Source organism: Streptomyces sp. NPDC048191, from assembly GCF_040652655.1.
Classification (GTDB): domain Bacteria; phylum Actinomycetota; class Actinomycetes; order Streptomycetales; family Streptomycetaceae; genus Streptomyces.
In genome coordinates, this window is the sequence record NZ_JBEZMO010000006.1 from 187,094 (window position 1) to 207,202 (window position 20,109).

Here is a 20,109-nt window from a genome sequence, read left to right on the forward strand (position 1 = left end):
TCGACCACGGGGACGGGCGCTTCGCCACCCGCCGTCGGACCGCCCCTGGGAATCGCCACATCGCCACCCGCCGTCGGACCGACCCTGGGAATCGCCACATCGCTACCCGCCGTCGGACCGACCCTGGGAATCGCGTCGTCCGCTTCCGCGGCGGGCTTGGCCGCGGAGATCCACCTGGCTTCGGCGGCGGGGGTGGCCGGGCGGGCCGGATTCGTCTCCGGGGAGCCCGGGCCGCCGGTGGGGTGCGGGAGCGGGAAGGGGTGCGGCAGATGCAACTGCACGCCACCCTGCGCGTCCGGGCCGTCCGCCCGCTCCCCGCCTCGGCTCTCGCCCCCGGTACCAGCTCCGGTACCGGCTCCGGCGGACCACGTACGGTCCCCTCCCCGACCCCAGCCTTCGCCGACGTTGCCCTGGTCCGCGTCAGCGTTCACGTCCTCGCCCGTGTCCCGTACGCGCGCGTGTGGCTCGCTCGGCGCGCCCGCGGGGATCCAGGCGTGGTCCCTGGCGTCCGCCTCCCGGGTGTCCGCGCCGCCGGAACGGTCCGCGGAGCCGGCGGCACCGGCGCTGTCGGGCGTGCCGGAGGGGGGCGTGCCGGAGGGTGCAGAGACGCCGGTGGTCCTGGGCGCGTCCCTCACCCCGAGCTCCCGGTCCAGGAAGGCCCCTCTCGCCCCCGCCGGTCCGCCGCCGGACTCCGGGGCACTCGTACCGCTGCCGTCGCGCGGGACGCTCTCCGTACCCCCGCCCGGCCCTCCGCCGTATTCCACGGGTCCGGAACCGTCGTCGCTGCCGTAGCTGCCGTGCTCCATGTCCCTCATGCGTCCCACGCGCCTCATGTGGTCGGTGTGATCCGTTGGGTCCTGGTCAGTGACGGCGGTCACCGGTCACCTCTCCTTCTGCAGTACGGACAGCGCGGCGATGAGTGCGGCCTGGGGCTCGGGGTGGACGTCCAGGGAGTCGAGCGGGGCGAGGCGCCGCTCGCGTTCGGTGTGCATGACGCGGTCCACGTGCTCGCCCAGCAACCGCCCGGCCCTGTCGCGCAGCCGCAGCGCGCCATGGGCCCCGATCCGCTCCGCGAGGCCCTCGCCCGCGCTGCGCGCCCGGCGTCCGCCCAGCAGCGCGGTGGCGACCAGCGCGGCGACAGCTTCCGCGTCGGGGGCGGCGGTACGTTCCAGCTCGCGCACCTCCTCCTCGGCGTATTCCTCCAGCTCGCGGCGCCAGCGCCGGACGGCGATGCCGATGCGGTGTTCGGCGCTCTCCGCGGTGGTCTCGCCGGCGGCGAGGGCCGGGTCCTCTCCGGCGGGCTCGCGCCGCCAGGCCTCGTCGACGCGCTCGTCCGCCGCGGTGACGGAGCACAGCAGCAGGGCGGCCAGGCTCTCCACGAGCGCGTCGAGGAGTTCGCCCGGGGCACAGTCCAGCGGGAAGGCACGCCAGCGCTTGAGAGCGTCCCCGGCGAGTACGGCGCCGGACTGGAGCCGGCAGCGCACGCGCGCGTGCTCGCCGTCGTAGGCGGTGTCCACGGCGGAGGTGAGCCGGAGCGCGGCCGCGTACTGGGCGGCGGCGGCATTGGCCAGCTCGGGCATCCGGGCCTTGAGGGAGTCGAGGAGTCCGTGGGCGGTGCGGGCCATGACGTGCTGCCGGGCGGCGGGTTCCTGGGCATGGTGCGCGAGCCAGGTCTTCAGCGGCGCGACGGCGGTGGCGGGCAGCAGGCCCGCGCCCCAGGCGGACTCGGGCAGCTCGGGCACGGTGAACCGGGGTACGTCGCCCAGCCCGGCCTTGGCGAGCAGGGCGCCGTACTGCCGGGACACCTCGGAGACGACCTGGTGGGGCACCCGGTCCAGCACGGTCACGAGAGCGGCGTCGTACTCCTTGGCGGTGCGCAGCAGGTGCCAGGGGACGGCGTCGGCGTAGCGGGCGGCCGTGGTGACCATGATCCAGACGTCGGCGGCGCACATCAGCTCGGCGGCGAGGACACGGTTGTCGGCGACCAGGGAGTCGATGTCGGGGGCGTCGAGGAGGGCGATTCCGCGCGGGAGGGTCTCGGCGGTCTCGATGCGCAGCACGCGCGCGGGGTGCGCACCGGAGGGCAGGAGGTCGTCGGGGTCCTCCTGCGGCCCCCACACGCGTGTCAGGTCGGGCAGGACACGCATGTCGCCGAACCAGTGATGGTCCTCCGGATGGCAGACAAGCACCGGCGTCCGGGTGGTCGGCCGCAGCACGCCCGCCTCGCTCACCCGTCGGCCGACGAGGGAGTTGACGAGCGTCGACTTGCCGGCGCCGGTGGATCCGCCGACGACCGCCAGCAGCGGCGCGTCGGGCTCCCGTAGACGCGGTAGCAGGTAGTCGTCGAGTTGCGCGAGGAGTTCGTCGCGGTTGGCACGCGCGCGTGGGGCCCCGGGCAGGGGCAGCGGAAAGCGTGCGGCGGCGACACGGTCGCGCAGTGCGGAAAGTGTGTCGAGCAGCTGAGGCCGTACGTCCAAGGTCACCACATGCGAAGAATGCCCAATTTTAGGGGATTTCTGAAGCATATAGACATGTCTGCGTGCCGACGGAACAGAACGGGCGGAAGGGATGACCGGGACAAGGGCACAGCCCAGGCATAACGAGTGCACAACACCCGGTGCGTCGGGCGCCAAAAGCGATGCACGATTCGTACCTGCCTGCGATTATCAGGACCGCTTCACCGAACCTCCACATCGAGCCACGGAGGCGAAGCGACAGGGTCGAGGAGCAGGGAGCTTTATCCTTGGACCCGCCACCAGGCCCCCGTAGCTCAGTGGATAGAGCAGGCGCCTTCTAAGCGCTTGGCCGCAGGTTCGAGTCCTGCCGGGGGCGCAAGTCTCCGCCCTCCCGCCCGGGAGGGCTTTTTGCTGGTCAGGGTGGGTTTAGGTCCACACAGAAGAGCGCCGGACCCACCTCCGGTGATGGCGGGGAGGTCCGGCACTGTCCGGCTGTCACCGGGTTTCTGCGGGTGGCTGCGGTGAATACGCGGAGAAGTTCTCCGGCGGCCGTCAGCCGGTCTCGGGCAGGTCGGGGAGATCACCTCGCGCCAGAATCCGCTGTTTGAGGTCCCGGAGCTGCCCGGAGATGCATCGGGCGTAGCTCGACAGGAGCACCGCGACGCTGTTCCCGGCCCACCCGGCCACCTGGGCGGGCGGGATGCCGTCGTTGAGCCACTTCGTCAGACGCGTGTTGCGGGTGTCGTACACGCGCCGCCCAGTGGGCGAGTCGAAGACGTGCGGGGACAGTACGGCCTTACGCGCGCTGCGCCACGCCCGGCGGATGACGGCGCCGGCGAGGATGCCACCGGTCTCCCCCTGGAGGAGGAGATCACCCGGCTGGAGCTGTTCGTCGGCGATGTGCTGCCGCAGGATGCGCGTCAGGGCCCGATGCCGCGGTACGGTGCGTGTCCCGCCCTCCGCACGGCCTTTCATGTCGCGCTGTTCGCGAATCTCCCCCGTGTCGGTCCACTGCTTGCCCACCTCCGGGGTCGCCGTGTGGATCAGCATGGCTACGGTTTCCTCGGGGCGTGGGCCGCAGCGGTACAGCGTGGCGAAGAAGGCGTGGAGCCGCTTGCCGCCGCGCGGCCGACGCCGGATCCAGTCGAGGATCGCCGCCGCCTGTTCGGGGTTCAGCAAAGCCCGCTCGTCGACGGCATTCGTGGTCTTCGTGGCCGCCGTCGAATCCTTGCCCTTGGGAAGGGGGTTGGTCCGCAGGATGCGCCGTCGGATCGCGTACTTCATGGACTGACGGCAACGGCAGACGGCAGCGGCGTTCAGTAGCCCGAGGCGGAGTCGGCGGACTGCCCCGAATCCTGCCGGGCCCCAGGCGAAAGGCCCCGCACCGATCACCGTCACGGGCCTTTTACATCCGTTTCTGACGCCAACGGGGTTGCCTTCCAGTGGCCGTTACGGGTCCCGGCGCTGCCGTCAGGCGCCCAGTGCACTATGTTGAACGCGTTCAAATCCAGGACTCGGGCATGGGGCGGAGATGGCGACAGAGGTGGGAGCCGTTGGCAGGCTGGGGTACATCCTGGGGCGAATGGGTCGGTGTGTGCTTACATACGTGCTCCTCCACACCGCAGCGTGGGTGGCCATCTCGCAGACCGTCTGGTGGACAGACAGCTTCCTCGAGATCATGACGCTGGGGATGGACATGCTGCTGATCATCGGCATTCCCACCCTGCTCATCGCCATTTTCGCCGTCTGGGTCCACAACCAGATGGAGACGGTCCGGTTCCGTGTGCTCCTTGCCCTTCCGCTGGTCGTATGCGCTTGGCCCCTCCTTGCGAGCAGCGCCGGCGAACCTCTGGCGTTCCAGGTCATGGCTCAGATCGCCTTCGCGGCACTCGTCCCTACGCCGTTCTTCCCTGCGGGGTGGCTCGAAGAGGCCGCGCGGTGACTCCCAGCAGTGCGGGTTGCCTCCCCGGGGTGTTGCAGGGTTCGGGGCCGCGGATCACTGCCGGGGGTGCGCACTGGCTTGTCCCCCTTTCACCCGGGTAGCAAGAGACCCAGGCCGGTAACCATCCGGCCGGGGTCTCTCCATGCGTTGTTACTCGGGGCGGATGTGCTCCGCCTGCGGGCCCTTCTGCCCCTGGCCGACATCGAACGTGACCCGCTGGCCCTCTTCCAGGGAGCGGAAGCCGGAGGCGTCGATGTTCGAGTAGTGGGCGAAGACGTCGGGGCCGCCGCCGTCCTGCTCGATGAAACCGAAGCCCTTTTCGGCGTTGAACCACTTGACGGTGCCGCTGGCCATGCCTGTCTCCCTCAAGGAATTTCGGAATCCCGCACCGTGCGGGATCCGGAGGTGATCGCCTTGGTCCGGAGAGGCGCTGAACAGCAAGGACGCCCGAGACGTGCGTCACGGGCGAACGGACTTCGGAACCACGACTACTTGTAGCGACGCTACACCGGGCGAGGCCGAAGATCACAGGACTTATGGGATCGCGTAGGCGAATCTCTGGCGTCACGACGGCCGTTACCGGCCGACGTCGCGGCGGCTGCGGACAGCCTTCCACACCGGCCGGGTGGGATCGACGGCCATCATTCCGTCTGCAGCCTCGCGGACGAGGATCCAACCCTTGGCCTTGAGCCGTTCGAGCTGCTGCCGAAGGTGCGGGCCCAGCTCCTCGACGAGCTGCGTCTCCAGCGGTTGCGTGCCGCCGTCCAGGAGCTCCGCGAGCCGGAAGACGCGCGCTTCCTCCTCAGCGGTGATACGGGAGACCATGCGCTGCCGCTACGTCCCTGTCGACCAGGGCGCGCGGCGACCGGCCACCCCTAGGCCGCGACACCATCACGTGGGGTGGAGTACCGATTTGATTCGAGGTCACCCAGGACGCCCTGCGGCGCGTTGGCCCGGCATCAGTCGCGTTCCCCGGCCGGCGACAGCCGATGGTGGAGCCCGGGTCGTCCCTTGGCCGTCCAAGGTCACCCGGCGCTGACCAACAGCGACAGAAGCTCACGGCATCTGAGCAGCTCAGAGCCGTGGGCTTCTTCCGTACCGGCAAGTCAGAGCGCGCTGGGGAGGCGGCCGTAGAGGAGTCCGTGTTCTTGCCCCCTAACGAGGAGCGGAACGTCACCGCCAGCAGCCGCCAACCGTAGCCGTCCCCGCCTCCGTGGTAAGAGCCACTGGTGCCGGCGCACGGGTTGAGCCAAGCTGCGGCCCATGGACTGGATGCCGCTTCTCTCCACACTGACCGGTGCCGTCATCGGCATCACCGCCACTTTGATCGCCGATCGCAACCGGTGGCGGCGAGAGGAAAGCAGACATGCGTTGGAAGTACGGCGCGAGGTGTACACGGAGTTCGTGTCCGCCCTCAAAGCGGCAGGAGAAGAGATGCGGGCCGTCGCCTTGGGCGATCACATGTCCGAGTCGGCGCGTGATGCGGCCGTGAGGGAGGCCGTCCGTGGCACCGGCCTCTATACGGCCAGTGAGCGCCTCTGGCTCGTGGGCCCGCCGCAGGTTGTAGCGGCGGGTAACGAGGCATTTCACGGCTTGCGCGCGATACGCGACGCTTACGCCCGGGGGGTGACAGTCGGCTCCGCCGAGGAAGCATCCCTGATAGGAACGCGTCGTACGGCCATGGCGCAGATGCGTCGTCTCATGCGTGAGGACCTCGGTTTTGGGCCCCTCGGGATCGAGTGATCGTCACGAGACCCTGAGCAACAGGCCTGTATATGTGGAAGGCCCGCAACGCAGGTCAGCATGTCGACGGCCTGCGGGGCCTGGTCGCCCTTCGCCGGGTCCTCCCAGGTCGAGACGGGCAGGGAGTTCCGCTCGATCCGCTTGAGGACGGCCGGCACGTCGCCGGGGGTGGGTCTGGGCGTCGGTTCGTGTTGGGCGCCCATTCGCGGAGAGCGGTCCGCACGGCCGCAGGCGCGAACCGGCGGCCGACGAGCGTCCGCGTACTCGACGGCGCACTTGCACCAAGCTCGCGGCAGCCGACCGGGAACGATGGGACACCGGGAGACCTGTCACGACAATGAAGAACTCGCCCTTGCAGCCGTCGACTTGAATCGGCGGTCTTGAGACTCCGCCAGCCCCCGCAGTAACTCCTGGGCTCGCCGGTCAGGCAGCGGCTACCTCCTGACTGGAGAGCCAAAAATCGAGTAGTGCTGATGCCGTCTCAGCAGGCCGGTGAACGTTGGGCGAATGTCCCCCACCCTCGATCCTGACAAACCGGGCTCCGAGCTCACTGGCCATCCGCTCGACTCCCTCAGGTACCCAGGTTTCATCCGGAGTTCCTGAGATCACAGACTTTGGAATCGAAAGACGCCCCAGGCGTGATGTCTCGTCCGGCTCATTCAGCATCTGCCTTGCAGCGGCCACCAATTGCTGCGGGCTATTACTCAACCACCGCTGCTCCATGAAGGCTTCCACGTCCGGCGGCGTAGACGACTCGTCGTTTCTCACGAAAGGCCACATATCGGCAAGCGTCATCGAATCGACGACCGAGAGCAGTAGTTGAAGGCGCTCCTGCTGCCAGGCCGAGACGCGAGCCGGGCCGAAGTTCATGAACGTGACGGACTCCCAGAGGGCCGGATCCCCCTGGGTGGCGAGTACCGCCGCACGAGCGAGGAGCCCGCCATAGGAGTGACCCACGAGATGCACAGGGCCGGCGTTGACCTGTTGGGCGATGGCCACGAGATCACTCGCGAGGTCGTCACGGGAGTACGAGGGGTCCGACGAGGCTGAACCAGTTTCGTACTGACCGCGGTTGTCGATGGCCAGGACGCGCACGCCCCCTTTGCTCAAGCCGGACAGCAAGGGGAGGAAGTCCTCCTTGCTGCCCATGAAGCCAGGAACAAGCAGGGCTGTCGAGCAGACGGAGGGGGCGTGCCCATCAGGTGTGACGTCGAGCGCCGCGAAGACGCCTCGCTCCGTGTGCAGACGAACCGGACGCGCGTTGTCCGGGCGCTCCAGGGTCAATAGCTGACTCATGAAGCAGCATGATAGGTGCGGTATCGAAGCATCACCCGACCAATGGGATGGATGATCGTTGATCGAACTCCTGGCGCCTCACGAGGTGGGTTGACTGTCGGGCTGGTGTTCGGAGCCGCCTCGCGGCTCTGGCATCCTCACGCCCGGATCGTCGCGGTGCCACCCCCCGATTCGCCCAACCACCTTCCAGATCTTCTTTTCTCCGTTCCTGACGGCCTGCCTGCTGGACTCCCATGAGAGGACATCGCGCCCGTATGCGCCGCGGGCAAGAGTGTTCACATCTTCTTCGATAAGCCGCAGGTGCTTCCCCAGCCTCTGAATCCCCTCGTTGCTGTCCCGCAAATACCAGTAAGCAACAAGGACTACGGGTAACACGATCACGATTCGCCAATACCCCAGATTGCTGCCAAGGGTTGCCGCAATAGCAGTGGCCGCGCCCGCATACCCCGCCAACTGCTGTCTTGCCCCGACCCTCTGCACCACCTCGGACCGAAGGGATTCGTATTCCTTCATGCGAAGCTCGATGATCTTTCCGGTGTTGTCATGTTCGCTACTGGGCTCACTCATGGCACCTCCCGGTTTCGCGTGGATGATGCCCTTCGGTGAACCGATCAATCGTCATCGGTCACCTTGAGCGCGGCGACGCCGCTCCCGGTGCACTCGGCCACCGGCCGCAGATCACCCGGCCGGCGGTTCGCACGGCTCTTCAGGTTGCGTTGTTCCTGGATCTCCCCTGTGGCCGTCCGCTGATTGCCGGCCCTCCGGCGTCGCACACGGTGTTTGGCCCGTCGGCGACCGAAGGCCGGGCGGGAGACGGCCAGTTCATCGCGGACGGCGGCGGGAGGTCGCGGCCGAGGCCGGTGCAGTGCAGTGCGGTGGTGGGTGCAGTGCAGTGATGCATACGCGTACGCCGGTGCCCTACGACCGCGGGCATGCGTCGCCCTGGGCTTCTGACACCTGGTTGGCCGCACGGCCTCACACCTTGGCCATGCCCGAAATGCCAGTTATGTGAACTATCGGTACGTTCATCGCAGGTCGGTCGCCCGGCCGACGCACGTAAGAAAGAGAGAAGTGCCCATGCCCTCGCGTGCTTTCGCTGTGGTCGGCGCCGGAATAGGCGTGTCCGTCCTTGCAGCCGCCGGCATCACCTATGCCTCGACCGTCGAATCCACCCCGGCTTCCCCGCCTGTCCACCAGGTCGCCCAGCCACTCCACCACCCCGCCCAACCGGCCCACCACGTCGCCCGACCTGCGCAACACGCGGCTCAGCCAGCGCAGCACGCCGCATCCGCGCCTTCCGTCACGGCTCCTTCGGGCGCCAAGAACGGGAGCGGAGGCGGAGACGAGGGCCGTGACGGCGGCGGACGCGACGGCGGCGGACGTGACGGCGGCAGCGGACGCGATGGCGGAGGTGGTCGCGACGGCGGCGGTGGTCGTGACGGCGGAGGCGGTGGACACAACCGCGGCGGCGGACGCGGTGACGGCCACAGGGGGGCCGGAAGGATCTTCATCAACGAACGTTCGTACCCCGGCTTCGTTGACGGGTGCATCACCGTGGCCAGCGGACTGGGCGCGAAGAGCTTCAACGTCCGCAACGAGAGCAGGAGGACCGTCGAGATCTTCCGGGGCGCCAACTGCGACGGTGGCCCTCCGGTCGCCACCGTGGGACCCCGCAGCGAGACCTTCGGCGTGGTGGCCCACGGCCACGGCGGCGAATTCGGTGGTGAACGCGCATTCGGTCACCACGGCGTCGTGGGCAGCTTCCGGGTGGTCTGCGGGTGGTGGTGACGGCAGCACCACCCGACGCACGGGAAAGCCCCCGGACCGATGACGGTCCGGGGGCTTTTCCCCGCCGTCCCTGTATGCCGGTCGGCCGGATCGCCGCCGGACACAACGGGTCCCCCGAACAGAGGCTCCGCGACCGTTACGGAGGCGATTGCGCCATTCGAAGGAGCTGAGGCGGCGGACGGGGCCGGTGCCCACGGCCCTCCGGCATCGGTGGCCCATACAAGGGAGAGTTACGGATGTATCCGCGCTTTGTAACGCGAATCCTTTCGCGGGCCTGACGTCGCCGCGGGGAGCCACAGTGTGGGTCCTCGGCAACGAGCCGGGAATTTCGGATGGCACGCCCGGCCCGACCGCGGCGGGTGTGCACGAACGTGAGGTGACAGATTCATGTCTGTTTCTCGTACGACGTTCCGCCTGATCGCCACCTTCGTGGCTTCGGGCGCCCTGATCGGCGCGGCCGCCATGCCGGCACTGGCCGCCGGCGCCGGCCATGACCGCGACAACGGGAGGAGCTACTCGCACAGCCACGGGACCGACCGGGACCGGGACCACGGCCGAGGCTGGCACGAGGACCACCGGGGCTGGCACGAGGACCACGGCCGAGGCTGGCACGAGGACCACCGGGGCTGGCACGAGGACCACCGGGGCTGGCACGAGGACCACGGCCGAGGCTGGCACCGGGACCACGGCCGGGTCTGGTACCGGGAGCACGGTCGGGGCTGGGACCGGGACCGGCACCACGGCTGGCACGGCGACCAGTACAGGGACCACCGCGGTCTCGGCCGTCGCTAGGCCGGCTCGGAGGCTGTGCCGTGACGCGGAGGCCGACCACGCCCTCTGCCACCCGCTGTCATAACCGGCACGCCTCTGCACCCCACCGGAGGGCCGAAGACCGCCCCTTGCCGTCTTCGGCCCTCCGGCCATGTGCCCCGCGCGTGTGGTCGCTGCCCGAACGCCGCACCGCCGGTTCGCGGATCCGGCACCGGCACCTCCGCACGCGGAATCCCGGGCCCTGATACCCGATTGGGCTGCCGGCGTCACACTTGCGATCTGTCCGGAATGCCACTTGTGGGAGCTGTCGATACGTTCGTCGGAGATCGGTCGCCCGGCCGACGTCCGTGAGACAGAGAGAAGTGACATGCCTCCGCGTACCTTTGCTGTGGTCGGCGCCGGAGCAGGCGCGGCCGTCCTCGCAGCCGCCGGCGTTACCTACGCCCTGACCGTCGGCTCCGCCCCGGCGTCCCCGTCTGTCCACCGGGCGACCCACTCTGCCCACCAGGTGGCCCGTCCTGCCCACCGGGCGGCCCCGCCTGTGCCACGAGCCGCCCCTGCCGCGGCTCCCGCGGACGGCGGCAGCGCGGGCGGGGGGAGGAACGAGGGCCGCGGCGGCGGCGGACGCGGCGGCGGCCAGGGGCACAACGGAAGGATCTACTTCAACGAACGCACGTACCCGGCCGTCGCCGAGGGCTGCATCACGGCGGCCAGCGGACCGGGCGCCAGCAGCTTCAGCGTCTTCAACGACAGTGGGAAGACCGTCGAGGTGTTCCGGGGCTTCTCCTGTGACAACGGCGCCCCGGTCGCCGTCGTGGGCCCGCACGGCGAGACCCATGGCGTGGTGAGCCGTACCGACGACGGGGACGCTTTCGGTGAAGCGGGCCTGTTCGGGCGCCTGTTCGGTGACGACGGCGTCGTGGGCAGCTTCCGGGTGGTGTGCGACCACGACGAGTGGTGAGCCACCGATCAGCGGACTTCCGGCGCCCTCCGCCCCCCTGGAACCACCCCTTCCACCGTTTTCGTGAAGGAATGGATGCGCGTCCCGTTTCCTTGCCATGGACGTAACCATGGCCATTGGTAAGGGAGAGACGACATGCGACTTCGCTGTGCGGTGCTGGACGACTTCCAGGGCGTGGCCCTCGAGTCGGCCGACTGGTCGGTGATCGAGGACGAGGTGGAGGTCGTCTCGCTGCGCGAGCACCTCGACGGCGAGGACGCCCTGGCCACCGCCCTCACCGACTACGACGTCGTAGTCACCCTGCGCGAACGCGTCCCGTTTCCCGGCTCGTTGATCTCCCGTCTGCCCCGGCTGAAGCTGCTCGTCGCCTCCGGCATGCGCAACAGCGTCATCGACTACGCCGCCGCCGAGAAGTACGGCGTCACCGTGTGCGGAACCGGCAGTTCGGGCATCCCGCCCGCCGAGCTGACGTGGGCGCTGCTGCTCGGGCTGGCCCGCGGGATCGTCCAGGAGAGCACGGCGCTGCGTGCGAACGGCCCCTGGCAGTCCACCGTGGGCACCGATCTGCACGGCGCCCGGCTCGGTGTGCTCGGCCTGGGCAGGATCGGCGGCCATGTGGCCCGGGTCGGGCTCGTCTTCGGCATGCGGGTGAGTGCGTGGAGCCCGCGCCTGACCAAGGAGCGCGCCGCGGAGCACGGTGTCGAACTGGCCGCGTCCATGGAGGAGTTGTTCGCCGACAGTGACTTCGTCTCCATTCAGGTGGCCGGCGGCGACGGCACCCGTGGCCTCGTCGGCGCCGCCGAACTGGCTCTGATGAAGCCGACCGCCTACCTGCTCAACACCTCCCGGGCGTCGGTCGTCGACCAGGACGCCCTGCTGGCCGCGCTGCACGAGGGCCGTATCGCGGGCGCCGGCGTCGACGTCTTCGACATCGAGCCCCTGCCCGCCGACCACCCGATGCGCACCGCCCCCCGCCTCCTCGCCACGCCCCACCTCGGCTATGTCTCGCGGGCCAACTACTCGACGTACTACAGCCAGGCGGTGGAGAACATCCGCGCCTACCTGGCAGGTTCGCCGGTACGACGGCTGCCCTGAGGCCGTACGGCGGCTGCCCGGCACGACGTACCGACGCCACCTGAGACGGAAGGGTGTTCTCGCATCGCGAAGGCAGCCACCGTCCGAGCGGCAGCCCCGGCCCCGGTGGCTACGGCACGAGCCACAAGAGCGGCTACGGCAACTGATCCGGGCCCCACAGGCGAGAGCCCCGGCACTCCGAGCGCCGGGGCTCTTCCCGTGTCCGGCACCATGCGGACGGGCCGGTTCTCACGCGTACCGGTAGATCCGGCTCAGGTCCTCCAGCTGGTCCGGTGTCTCGTCCCACGGCGGCAGCTTCTCGTGCCGGGCGACGACCCGCCCGTGCTGGTGGTCGGCGACGCCCGGCGGCTCGGCCGGAAGATAGCGGTGCTCGCGGTGGGCCCGCTGCCAGCGCTGCCACTGCAGGTCGAGGAAGGCGTGGTGCAGCCAGAACACCGGGTCGTTGACGGACGCCCCGCCGAGCATCGCGCCGCCGACCCAGCGGTGCACCCGGTTGTGGTTGTGCCAGGACGCGCTGCCGCTGCCCCGCCCCCAGCCCTCCAGCTTGTTGCGGAAGCCCCTGGTGACGGTCGAGTCCCAGGGCCGGACGTCGTAGACCGGGTCGTCGAGGGCCCACTGCAGCTCGCCCCTGGTGGGCAGCTGGAGGGGGGCCGCGGCGCGGCCCAGGTCCCGGGTGAGGTACTTGCCGTCGGTGACGCCCACCTTGAGGATCCAGTGGCCCGCCGCGTAGGCGAACGGGCCGGTCGTCACCCGCCGGTCGGAGCGTCGCCCGTTGCCACCGAGCAGGTCCTGCGTCCAGGGCACGGACGTCGTCCGGCGGTCCCGGGTCCAGTCCCAGTACGGCACCGTCACCGAGGAGTCCACGCGGCGCAGGGCTCGCTCGAGCTCCAGCACGAAGCGGCGGTGCCAGGGCAGGAAGGACGGCGACATGTGCGCGGTGCGCAGCCCGGACTCGCCGTCGGGGGTGTAGAAGTGGACGTGCATCCGCACGAACTCGTCGTACTCGCCGCGCCGTTTGAGCTCCAGCAGCGCGTTGACGAACCGCCGCCGCTCGCTCGCGGTGAGCGTGCTGACGTCCTTACGCACGTACGGCATCGGTTCCCCCCCTCGCCTGCCCCATGTCCCCCGTGTGTCCGTCGCCCATGTGCTCCGGCGCCGGGTCGCGCAGCCGCAGGCCGGGGCCGATCTCGTCCACGGCGGCCCGCGTCGCCTCCAACGGGGTGCGGTACGACGTGTAGTGGTCGACCATGCTCAGCCAGCTGCCGTCGGCCCGCCGCATCAGGTGCAGCGGGCGCCCGTCGACGGTGATCCGCCACTCGCACTCGGCCGCCCTGCGCCCCGCCGCCGCCACCGGCACGCCCTTGATACGGCGGCCCCGGTAGGTCTCGTCGAAGGAGGTGCCCTCGCTCCGCACCGGCGGTGCGGGCCGGGAGGCGGCGACGACCGGGGTCAGCCCCAGGGCGGCGGCCAAGGCCGGCAGCCACCGTGTCAGCTCCCTGCGTGACGGTCGGGCCGCCCCCGCTCTTCGTTGCTTCGCAGCCACCGCCACAGCGTCGACGCCCACGACCATCGCTCGCTCCTCCGTGATCGGATGTCCGTGACCGGATGTCCGTACCGGCTAACCGGCGCGGGGCACGGAGGGTCACCGACACAGAGCCATCCGGTGGGCGGACAGCGGCTCCCGGGCGCCTTGCGGTCGCGCTACTTGCCTGCCCCCGGCACCCAGGTTCGCGTTCGCGGCGGTCTGGACGACCGGGGCGAGGACGCCGACCTCGGGCTGCTCGAGGGCGGGCAGGCCGAAGTTGTCCGGGTGGGGCGCGGTCAGGGGCGCGTCCAGGTTGAAACCGGGGCCGAGGGTGCGCAGGCCGGAGGCGGGGGCGTCGAGGCCCGACTGCCGTAATAGTCCGCTCGTCACTCATCAGCTCGTCCAGAAGTCCCACCAGCGGGTCAGGATCAGCATGCCGATCACGCCGATGTGCAGGACCGGAAGCACCCAGGTGAATTCGGCGAAGAAGCCCTTCAGCCAGGCCGGCGCCGGAAGGAAACCGTTCCTGACGATCAGCGCGGTGGCGTACCAGAACATCAGGATCGTGGCGACCCAGGCCAGGCAGCACCACAGGCACAGCGCGTTGATCCGGTACAGCGACTCGAACTGGAGCCAGGAGACGAATCCGACGCCGAACAGGCACCCGGCCTCGAACAGCAGCCAGTACCAGCCGGGGAAACGGGCGTCGGCGAGCAGGCTCATGCCGACGCAGATCACGATGCCGTAGGCCACGAGGCCCAGCATCGGATTGGGGAACCCGAAGGCCGCGGCCTGCTGGCTCTTCATCACGCTGCCGCACGACACCACCGGGTTCAGGCTGCACCCGGGGACGAAGTTCGGGTTCTGGAGCAGCTTGAACTTGTCCAGGGTGATGACCCAGGAGGCTAGCAGTCCGGCCGCGCCGGTGAGCACGAGCAGCAGGCCGAAGCCCCGGCCTCCCGCGAGGGTTCTGGGCATCAGCCGCGCAGGCTGGTGGCCGGCAGGACGACGTGCGCGGCGGCCGTCAGGGTCTCGTCGGCGCCGGCGAAGGCGGCCAGGTCGGCCGGCTCGACGGGCTTGCCGGGCTCACCCGCGGGCCAGGCTCGGGTGGTGAAGACGAGGTAGGCGAAGCCGCGTCGGGCGACTGCGGCGAGCCACTCCGGCGGCGCGTCGGCCTGGGCGACCAGCTGTGGCATCCGCAGGACGGCCTGACCGGCCTCGACCAGCAGGCTGACGGGCAGGCTGGGGCGGCCGTTGCCGTCGACCAGCTCGCCGCCGACCGGCAGTCCGTTGCTCGTCAGCAGGTGCTCGACCGCGGTGGCGGTGGCCTCAGGGCCGCCCTCGGCGTCACCGAGGGAGTAGGCCAGCAGGTACGGCATGTCGGCTCCGTCGGGGGCCTCGCCGCTCCAGGCCAGGAGAACGAGCGTGCCGAGGTCGGCGGAACGGATCTCGCTTGAGGTTGAGGTCACCGCGCGACCATATCGGCGGGTTCGCGCCCCGCCGGGCGGCTGCTCACCCTTCCGGACCAGTGCCGCTGCCCGCTCCACACGATTGAGGGAAGCGGGCCGGGAAGCGTCGGGGCCGGTGCCGTGGCTGCGGTACCGGCCCCGGTGCGTGCGGGCTTGCGGGCGTGCGGAGGGTCAGCTCTGCAGGGGCAGGCCGCCGAGCAGCGGGTTGTGCTGGTTCAGTGCGCCACTGGCGCGCTTGACCGTGTTGAGCACGGAGTGCTTGTTCTCGGTGTCGAGCGCGTTCGACTGGTGGTTGAGCGGCATCGCGTCGTCGAGGGTGACGGGACCCTTGGTGAGCCGGTTGACGGCACCGTTGAGGCTGGTGGGCGTCACGTCGGCGGCGCTGTAGGCGAACGCGGGCGCCGCAACGCCGGCGAGGGCCACGGAACCGGCAACGACAGCGGCAGCCTTCAGGGACTTCATCGCGTTCCTTTCTTCGGCAACTCACGTCACCCCAGGGAATTCTGACGTTCTGCCCAACGAGGTCCGGGCGGCCCGGAAACCCCGCACCGAGAAGACATATGAAATCCCCGAGAACCGGCCCGCCGGGAAAAGGCCTCGGTCGTCGCGCTCGCGGGAGGACAGGACGGCCGAGGCCGATGAGGACACCCGGGACGTCCGGGCACCCGTGTCACCCGGTCGTGGACACGCTGGGCAGCGAGGGCAGGGCAGTCAGACTCGGGGCGGGCAGACCGTCGCCGAGGAGCGTGGTCGTCAGCAGGTTGACCAGGCCGCCGACCACATCGGTGGCGGACGAGATCAGCTGGTCGAGGTCGCCGGTGACCGCCTTCAGCAGGTTGTCGACGGCGGTCTCCAGGGAGCTGAGCGCGTCGTCGGTGAGGTCACGGGCGGAGGGCGGGTTGCCGTCGTCACCCTGCTTCGCGGCGGCCGGGACGGCCGGGGTCGCGGGCAGAGCGGGGGCGCTGGAAGCCGCCGGCTTGGGCGGTAGCGAGGGGGTCGCCGGCGCGGCCGGCTTGGCGGGGGTCGTGGGCGTGGCCGGCTTGGCGGGGGTCGTGGGCGTGGCCGGCGTGTTCGGCTTCGGTTCGGCCACCGCGGCCTCGGCGATGGCCTTCTTGGCCGCCTCGCCGAGCAGGCGGGCCTGGTCCGGGGGCAAAGTGCCGTTCTGCAGGGACGCTTTGAGCAGGTCGACGACCGGCTGGAGGACGGATCCGGTGTGCTCCAGGGCTCTTACCTGGGCGAGCAGCTTCTCCGCACCGGGCACCGCGGACCGGGAGGCGGTGGCATGGCCGCGCTCCCCCGCCGAGTCCGCGGCGACGGCTGCCGGGCCGGTTATGCCGGTCAGGACGGCAGCGCAGAGGACGGTGGACGCGAGGCGCCGCGCGGGCAGACCATGCATGAGGTTTCCTTTCGGTGAACATCGGGACCTGTGCCCACCGTGAGTTCACCGGTAGCCCTCCGCAACCGCTCGACGACCTACCGTGATCCATTAGGGCGAGCGCGAAAGCGGCCGTCCGCCCCGCGGCCCATGCGCGGGGCGGACGGCCGGCCTGAGGTTTGCGTCCCGACGTCAGTCGTTGACGCAGGCGTGGCCGAGCGCCGGGTTCAGCAGACCGATGACGTCGACGGTGTTGCCGCAGACGTTGATCGGCGCGTGGATCGGGGCCTGGACGACATTGCCCGTCAGCAGGCCCGCAGAGTCGGCAGCGAGGCCATGTGCGCCGGAGTCGGCGGAGGCCATACCTCCACCGCCGACGACGGCCGCGACGGCGGCGGAGGTCAGAACCAGGCCCTTCGCGATACGCGACATGGAGAGGTGCTCCTTGGGATCGACAACACACATCCGGGCGGACGCCCGGCTCTGTGTCAACGCGCGGCGGCATCCGCGGTTGCGCCGCCAATGGAGTGAGGTACCGAAAAGGCTACTTTCACGTTTCCGACACACTTGTCCTGTTTCTCCAGATTAATACGTATAGCCATTAGAGTTGGGGCCTCTCCAGCACGTGCGAAAGGGCACCGCCGGTCATGCGCAAGTTCCTCGGTCCGCTGCTGTGCCCGACGGCGGGCGCCCCGGCCCTCGCCACCCCGGCCCACTCGCGCGTGCCGGTCGCCGGAACGGGCGGCGCTCGGCGGGCGGCGCTCGGCGCGGGCGACAGGCTCACGCTCCCCCCCAAGCCCCGGCGCACGCCGGTCGCACTCCCACTCGGCGACACCGGGCGTCCGGCGGACGACGTGCCGGACTCCACGACCGGCGAACCGGGTGGGGCCGCGGCCCGGCGGATCCCTGCCCATGCCCACACGCTCGGCTACGACGCGTCCGCTCCCGGCCCGGCTCCGCGGCGCGGCGGTGACCAGCCGCACTCCGGGCTCGTCTCCTCTCAGGACGGAGCGTGCGCCGGCGCGTTCCACGCCACCGCCAGCGCCCCGGTGTGAGGCGCGTTCCCGACCGCCGTCCCGAGCGCCCCCATGAGCGAGGTATCCCGCGAATGCACCAGTCAGCACCCGACCCTCGGCCACGGGTCCTGCACCTCGCCCAACCCGTCGACGGCGGCGTCGCCCGTGTCGTACTGGACCTGGTCGAGGCCCAGCTCAGGGCGGGTCTGCAGGTCACGGCAGGCTGCCCCGGCGGCGAACTGGCGGCGCGCCTGCGGACGCTGGGCGCCGACGTGCGGGACTGGCGGGCCGCCCGGTCGCCGGGACCCGGCCTGCCGGGCGAGGTACGCCGCCTCGCCCGCCTGATCGATGAGGTACGGCCGGACCTGGTGCACGCGCACAGCGCGAAGGCCGGCCTGGCCGCCCGGCTCGCCGTCCGCGGACGCGTCCCCACCGTGTTCCAGCCGCACGCCTGGTCGTTCGAGGCGGTCGACGGCCTCACCGCGGCCCTCGCGCTGCGCTGGGAGCGGTGGGGCGCGCGCTGGGCCGACCGGCTGGTGTGCGTCAGCGAGGCGGAACGCGACACGGGGCTGCGCGCGGGCGTACACGCCGCGTACACGGTCGTCCCGAACGGCATCGACACCGAGCGCTTCTCCCCCGGCCCCCTGACACCGTGGGCCTTCGACGGTGAAGGCCCCCTGGTCGTCTGCGTGGGCCGCCTCTGCCGCCAGAAGGGGCAGGACGTACTGCTGCGCGCCTGGGAGGACGTACTCGGCGCGGTGCCGCGGGCCCGGCTGGTGCTGGTCGGCGACGGCCCGGACCGCGCGGGGCTACACCAACTCGCCCACCCTTCCGTACAGTTCGCCGGCGCCGTCACCGACCCCGTCCCCTGGTACCGCGCCGCCGACCTGGTCGTACTCCCCTCCCGCTGGGAGGGCATGGCGCTCGCCCCGCTGGAGGCGCTCGGCTGCGGCCGGCCCGTGGTGCTCACCGACGTCGGCGGCGCCCGCGAGAGCCTGCCGCCCGCCCTCGCCGCCCGCTGCCTGGTCCCGCCGGAGGACTCCGGCGCACTGGCCGGGGCGGTCGCCGGGCTGTTGTCCGACCCGCCGCTGCGTGCCGCGCTCGGCGAACAGGGGCGTCGGCACGTCCTGTCCACGCACGACGTACGGCACACCGCCGAACGGATCGCGGACCTCTACCGCGAACTCCTCGGCACCGCCAGAGAAACAGCACCGCGCGTGCCCTCCGAGTGCAGGGAGTCCATCCTCTCGTGACTGCGGAAAGTACCGTCCCCTCCCCCGGCGCGCAGCCATGGGACCACGGATTCTCGCCCGTCTCGGTGCTGCCGGCCCGCGCGGCCGGCGGCTTCCGGTTCCCGCTCGGACGCCCGCCGGCACGGCCCGCCTCCCCGCTGCCGCTGCTCGCCGCCGACCTGGTCGCCGCGCTGGCGGGCGCGAGCACGCTGGACGCCGCCGCCCACCGCCCGCTGCTGGTCGCCGCCCTGGTGTCCGGCGCGCTGCTGCTGCGCCCGCACGCGACGCGGCCGGGCCCCGGCGTCCTCGACGAACTGCCCGCCCTGTGCGGCCGGATCGCGGTGGTCTGGCTGGGCCTCGCCGCGCTGCTCGCCGCGTACGACCCCGACCGTGCCCTGGGCACCCGCACCCTGCTGCTGGGCTGGGCGCTGCACGCGGCGGTCGCCTGCGCGGGCCGGGGCCTGGTGCACTGGCGGCGCCGGGTCGCGCTGCTGCGCCGCCCGCGGACCGCGCTGGTGATCGGGCCCGCCGCGACCGCGCAACGGGTGGCCGCCGCGCTGCTGCGGCATCCGCGCTGCGGGGTGCGGCCGGTCGGGGTCGTGGCCGAACATGCGGACGGCGGATCCGGGTTGCCCGTCCTCAGCCGGGGTGAGGAGGTGGAGCGGGCGCTGATCCAGAACGGGGTGCGGGTGGTGCTCACCGTCGACCCCGCGGTACGCACCGCGCAGGGCCCGCTGCTGCGGGCGCTCGCCGAGTCGGGCTGCACGGTGTGGGAGCTGGACGCGGACTGTCCGTCGTACGAGATGCGCGAGCAGCTCGCCGGGTTCGCCGTCCGGCGGCTGGACCTCGGCTCGCGGCGGCGCGGCAACCCGGGCAAGCGGCTGGTGGACGTGCTGGTCTCCGGGACGCTGCTGGTGCTGGTCAGCCCGGTGCTGCTGGTGTGCGCGGTCGTGCTCCGGATCACCGACGGGCCCGGCGTGGTCTTCCGCCAGGAGCGCATCGGCAAGGGCGGCCGCCCCTTCACCCTGCTGAAGTTCCGCACCCACCGCCCGGCCGACGAGCACGAGGCGGCCACCCGGTGGAGCGTGGCCGGCGAGGTCCGGATGAGTCCCTTCTGCCGCTTTCTGCGGCAGACCTCGCTGGACGAGCTGCTCCAGCTGTGGAACGTCTTCTGGGGCGACATGAGCCTGGTCGGCCCCCGGCCCGAACGGCCGTACTTCGTCGCACAGTTCAGCCAGGCCCACCCGGGCTACGCGGCCCGGCACCGCATGCCGACCGGCATCACCGGGCTCGCCCAGATCCACGGGCTGCGCGGTGACACCTCCATCGAGGACCGGGCCCGCTTCGACAACGCCTACATCGACAACTGGTCGCTGTGGCAGGACGTCTGCATCCTGCTGCGCACCGCGGCCGCGCTCGTGCGCTCGACGGGGAGCTGAC

At 70.9% G+C, this 20,109-nt stretch carries 24 protein-coding genes and 1 tRNA gene; 10 read left to right on the plus strand and 15 right to left on the minus strand.

Annotated elements, in window-relative coordinates; all coding sequences use genetic code 11:
- Window positions 1-881 precede the first annotated feature (881 nt).
- Window positions 882-2,486: a dynamin family protein gene (locus AB0D93_RS13000; RefSeq protein ID WP_362117716.1), complete on the minus strand. Its 1,605-nt coding sequence runs from the start codon at window positions 2,484-2,486 to the stop codon at window positions 882-884.
- Window positions 2,487-2,759: 273 nt separating this feature from the next.
- Between AB0D93_RS13000 and AB0D93_RS13005 the strand changes: the two genes are divergently transcribed.
- A tRNA-Arg gene (locus AB0D93_RS13005) sits at window positions 2,760-2,832 on the plus strand.
- A 176-nt stretch (window positions 2,833-3,008) separates the two neighbouring features.
- Here the strand turns inward: AB0D93_RS13005 and AB0D93_RS13010 are convergent.
- Window positions 3,009-3,740, minus strand: coding sequence for a hypothetical protein (locus AB0D93_RS13010; protein ID WP_362117719.1), 732 nt, complete (start codon window positions 3,738-3,740; stop codon window positions 3,009-3,011).
- Window positions 3,741-4,086: 346 nt separating this feature from the next.
- Between AB0D93_RS13010 and AB0D93_RS13015 the strand changes: the two genes are divergently transcribed.
- Window positions 4,087-4,398: a hypothetical protein gene (locus AB0D93_RS13015; protein ID WP_362117722.1), complete on the plus strand. Its 312-nt coding sequence runs from the start codon at window positions 4,087-4,089 to the stop codon at window positions 4,396-4,398.
- A gap of 150 nt (window positions 4,399-4,548) precedes the next feature.
- Here the strand turns inward: AB0D93_RS13015 and AB0D93_RS13020 are convergent, their stop codons facing one another.
- Window positions 4,549-4,752 (minus strand): cold-shock protein, encoded by a 204-nt coding sequence (locus AB0D93_RS13020; protein WP_141360305.1) that lies wholly within the window; start codon window positions 4,750-4,752, stop codon window positions 4,549-4,551.
- Window positions 4,753-4,974: 222 nt separating this feature from the next.
- Entirely contained in the window at window positions 4,975-5,223 is a 249-nt protein-coding gene (locus AB0D93_RS13025) for a hypothetical protein (RefSeq protein ID WP_362117726.1), read from the minus strand.
- A 438-nt stretch (window positions 5,224-5,661) separates the two neighbouring features.
- Between AB0D93_RS13025 and AB0D93_RS13030 the strand changes: the two genes are divergently transcribed.
- A complete protein-coding gene (locus AB0D93_RS13030; RefSeq protein ID WP_362117729.1) occupies window positions 5,662-6,141 on the plus strand; it encodes a hypothetical protein in 480 nt (159 codons plus the stop codon).
- Between the two features lie 423 nt (window positions 6,142-6,564).
- Here AB0D93_RS13030 and AB0D93_RS13035 read toward each other — a convergent pair whose 3' ends face one another.
- From AB0D93_RS13035 to AB0D93_RS13045, 3 genes are all read right to left on the minus strand, one after another.
- Window positions 6,565-7,437: an alpha/beta hydrolase gene (locus tag AB0D93_RS13035; RefSeq protein ID WP_362117732.1), complete on the minus strand. Its 873-nt coding sequence runs from the start codon at window positions 7,435-7,437 to the stop codon at window positions 6,565-6,567.
- A gap of 78 nt (window positions 7,438-7,515) precedes the next feature.
- Entirely contained in the window at window positions 7,516-8,004 is a 489-nt protein-coding gene (locus tag AB0D93_RS13040) for a hypothetical protein (protein ID WP_362117735.1), read from the minus strand.
- A 408-nt stretch (window positions 8,005-8,412) separates the two neighbouring features.
- Window positions 8,413-8,925 (minus strand): hypothetical protein, encoded by a 513-nt coding sequence (locus AB0D93_RS13045; RefSeq protein WP_362117738.1) that lies wholly within the window; start codon window positions 8,923-8,925, stop codon window positions 8,413-8,415.
- 66 nt (window positions 8,926-8,991) lie between these two features.
- On the opposite strand from AB0D93_RS13045, the gene AB0D93_RS13050 reads away from it, so the two are divergent.
- The 4 genes from AB0D93_RS13050 to AB0D93_RS13065 all read left to right on the plus strand — a co-directional run bounded on the left by AB0D93_RS13050 (window position 8,992) and on the right by AB0D93_RS13065 (window position 12,052).
- Complete coding sequence (locus AB0D93_RS13050; RefSeq protein WP_362117741.1) at window positions 8,992-9,225, plus strand: hypothetical protein; 234 nt, start codon at window positions 8,992-8,994, stop codon at window positions 9,223-9,225.
- Between the two features lie 387 nt (window positions 9,226-9,612).
- Window positions 9,613-10,017 (plus strand): hypothetical protein, encoded by a 405-nt coding sequence (locus AB0D93_RS13055; protein WP_362117744.1) that lies wholly within the window; start codon window positions 9,613-9,615, stop codon window positions 10,015-10,017.
- A 520-nt stretch (window positions 10,018-10,537) separates the two neighbouring features.
- On the plus strand, window positions 10,538-10,957 hold the full coding sequence (locus AB0D93_RS13060) for a hypothetical protein (RefSeq protein ID WP_362117747.1): 420 nt from the start codon (window positions 10,538-10,540) through the stop codon (window positions 10,955-10,957).
- Between the two features lie 135 nt (window positions 10,958-11,092).
- Window positions 11,093-12,052, plus strand: coding sequence for a D-2-hydroxyacid dehydrogenase family protein (locus tag AB0D93_RS13065; protein ID WP_362117750.1), 960 nt, complete (start codon window positions 11,093-11,095; stop codon window positions 12,050-12,052).
- Between the two features lie 228 nt (window positions 12,053-12,280).
- Here the strand turns inward: AB0D93_RS13065 and AB0D93_RS13070 are convergent, their stop codons facing one another.
- The 8 genes from AB0D93_RS13070 to AB0D93_RS13105 all read right to left on the minus strand — a co-directional run bounded on the left by AB0D93_RS13070 (window position 12,281) and on the right by AB0D93_RS13105 (window position 16,853).
- Window positions 12,281-13,147 carry a tyrosinase family protein gene (locus AB0D93_RS13070; protein ID WP_362117753.1) on the minus strand — a complete coding sequence of 289 codons (867 nt, stop codon included), beginning with the start codon at window positions 13,145-13,147 and terminating at the stop codon, window positions 12,281-12,283.
- Window positions 13,131-13,622 (minus strand): tyrosinase family oxidase copper chaperone, encoded by a 492-nt coding sequence (locus tag AB0D93_RS13075; RefSeq protein ID WP_362117756.1) that lies wholly within the window; start codon window positions 13,620-13,622, stop codon window positions 13,131-13,133. Before AB0D93_RS13075 ends, AB0D93_RS13070 begins: the two co-directional genes overlap by 17 nt.
- A 72-nt stretch (window positions 13,623-13,694) precedes the next feature.
- Window positions 13,695-13,967: a hypothetical protein gene (locus AB0D93_RS13080; RefSeq protein ID WP_362118219.1), complete on the minus strand. Its 273-nt coding sequence runs from the start codon at window positions 13,965-13,967 to the stop codon at window positions 13,695-13,697.
- Window positions 13,968-13,970: 3 nt separating this feature from the next.
- The gene (locus tag AB0D93_RS13085) at window positions 13,971-14,555 is read right to left on the minus strand and encodes a vitamin K epoxide reductase family protein (protein WP_362117759.1); all 585 of its coding nucleotides are present in this window, start codon (window positions 14,553-14,555) and stop codon (window positions 13,971-13,973) included.
- Window positions 14,555-15,046 carry a DUF5949 family protein gene (locus AB0D93_RS13090; protein WP_362117762.1) on the minus strand — a complete coding sequence of 164 codons (492 nt, stop codon included), beginning with the start codon at window positions 15,044-15,046 and terminating at the stop codon, window positions 14,555-14,557. Before AB0D93_RS13090 ends, AB0D93_RS13085 begins: the two co-directional genes overlap by 1 nt.
- Window positions 15,047-15,217: 171 nt before the next feature.
- Window positions 15,218-15,508 carry a hypothetical protein gene (locus tag AB0D93_RS13095; RefSeq protein WP_362117765.1) on the minus strand — a complete coding sequence of 97 codons (291 nt, stop codon included), beginning with the start codon at window positions 15,506-15,508 and terminating at the stop codon, window positions 15,218-15,220.
- 208 nt (window positions 15,509-15,716) lie between these two features.
- A complete protein-coding gene (locus tag AB0D93_RS13100; RefSeq protein ID WP_362117768.1) occupies window positions 15,717-16,442 on the minus strand; it encodes a hypothetical protein in 726 nt (241 codons plus the stop codon).
- A 171-nt stretch (window positions 16,443-16,613) separates the two neighbouring features.
- Window positions 16,614-16,853, minus strand: a complete 240-nt coding sequence (locus AB0D93_RS13105; protein WP_362117770.1) for a chaplin — start codon at window positions 16,851-16,853, stop codon at window positions 16,614-16,616.
- A gap of 215 nt (window positions 16,854-17,068) precedes the next feature.
- On the opposite strand from AB0D93_RS13105, the gene AB0D93_RS13110 reads away from it, so the two are divergent.
- From AB0D93_RS13110 to AB0D93_RS13120, 3 genes are read left to right on the plus strand one after another with little or no spacing between them, the layout of a single operon-like run.
- Complete coding sequence (locus AB0D93_RS13110) at window positions 17,069-17,476, plus strand: hypothetical protein (protein ID WP_362117773.1); 408 nt, start codon at window positions 17,069-17,071, stop codon at window positions 17,474-17,476.
- A 53-nt stretch (window positions 17,477-17,529) separates the two neighbouring features.
- Window positions 17,530-18,690: a glycosyltransferase gene (locus tag AB0D93_RS13115; protein ID WP_362117776.1), complete on the plus strand. Its 1,161-nt coding sequence runs from the start codon at window positions 17,530-17,532 to the stop codon at window positions 18,688-18,690.
- Window positions 18,687-20,108: an exopolysaccharide biosynthesis polyprenyl glycosylphosphotransferase gene (locus AB0D93_RS13120; protein WP_362117779.1), complete on the plus strand. Its 1,422-nt coding sequence runs from the start codon at window positions 18,687-18,689 to the stop codon at window positions 20,106-20,108. The genes AB0D93_RS13115 and AB0D93_RS13120 overlap by 4 nt, the downstream gene beginning before the upstream one ends.
- Window position 20,109 lies beyond the last annotated feature (1 nt).